Genomic DNA, 1,466 nt, shown 5'->3' with positions numbered 1-1,466 from the left:
TTAGCGGCGGACGGGTGAGTAACACGTGGGCAACCTGCCTGTAAGACTGGGATAACTTCGGGAAACCGGAGCTAATACCGGATAATATATGAGACCACATGGTCTTATATTGAAAGATGGCTTCGGCTATCACTTACAGATGGGCCCGCGGCGCATTAGCTAGTTGGTGAGGTAACGGCTCACCAAGGCGACGATGCGTAGCCGACCTGAGAGGGTGATCGGCCACACTGGGACTGAGACACGGCCCAGACTCCTACGGGAGGCAGCAGTAGGGAATCTTCCGCAATGGACGAAAGTCTGACGGAGCAACGCCGCGTGAACGATGAAGGCCTTCGGGTCGTAAAGTTCTGTTGTTAGGGAAGAACAAGTACCGTTCGAATAGGGCGGTACCTTGACGGTACCTAACCAGAAAGCCACGGCTAACTACGTGCCAGCAGCCGCGGTAATACGTAGGTGGCAAGCGTTATCCGGAATTATTGGGCGTAAAGCGCGCGCAGGCGGTCCTTTAAGTCTGATGTGAAAGCCCACGGCTCAACCGTGGAGGGTCATTGGAAACTGGGGGACTTGAGTGCAGAAGAGGAGAGCGGAATTCCACGTGTAGCGGTGAAATGCGTAGAGATGTGGAGGAACACCAGTGGCGAAGGCGGCTCTCTGGTCTGTAACTGACGCTGAGGCGCGAAAGCGTGGGGAGCGAACAGGATTAGATACCCTGGTAGTCCACGCCGTAAACGATGAGTGCTAAGTGTTAGAGGGTTTCCGCCCTTTAGTGCTGCAGCAAACGCATTAAGCACTCCGCCTGGGGAGTACGGTCGCAAGACTGAAACTCAAAGGAATTGACGGGGGCCCGCACAAGCGGTGGAGCATGTGGTTTAATTCGAAGCAACGCGAAGAACCTTACCAGGTCTTGACATCCTCTTGCCCTCCCTAGAGATAGGGATTTCCCTTCGGGGACAAGAGTGACAGGTGGTGCATGGTTGTCGTCAGCTCGTGTCGTGAGATGTTGGGTTAAGTCCCGCAACGAGCGCAACCCTTGATCTTAGTTGCCAGCATTCAGTTGGGCACTCTAAGGTGACTGCCGGTGACAAACCGGAGGAAGGTGGGGATGACGTCAAATCATCATGCCCCTTATGACCTGGGCTACACACGTGCTACAATGGATGGTACAAAGGGCTGCAAGACCGCGAGGTTTAGCCAATCCCATAAAACCATTCTCAGTTCGGATTGTAGGCTGCAACTCGCCTACATGAAGCCGGAATCGCTAGTAATCGCGGATCAGCATGCCGCGGTGAATACGTTCCCGGGCCTTGTACACACCGCCCGTCACACCACGAGAGTTTGTAACACCCGAAGTCGGTGGGGTAACCGCAAGGAGCCAGCCGCCTAAGGTGGGACAGATGATTGGGGTGAAGTCGTAACAAGGTAGCCGTATCGGAAGGTGCGGCTGGATCACCTCCTTTCTAAGGAAA

General features: G+C 54.7%; 1 rRNA gene. It reads left to right on the top strand.

What is annotated here, in order from left to right:
• Positions 1–1,457, top strand: a 16S ribosomal RNA gene (locus MJG50_RS21940); the annotation flags it as partial.
• Positions 1,458–1,466 lie beyond the last annotated feature (9 nt).

It is taken from the genome of Fredinandcohnia quinoae, from assembly GCF_022427965.1.
Classification (GTDB): Bacteria; Bacillota; Bacilli; order Bacillales; family Bacillaceae_L; genus Ferdinandcohnia; species Ferdinandcohnia quinoae.
This window is presented reverse-complemented; position numbering and strand designations above follow the sequence as displayed.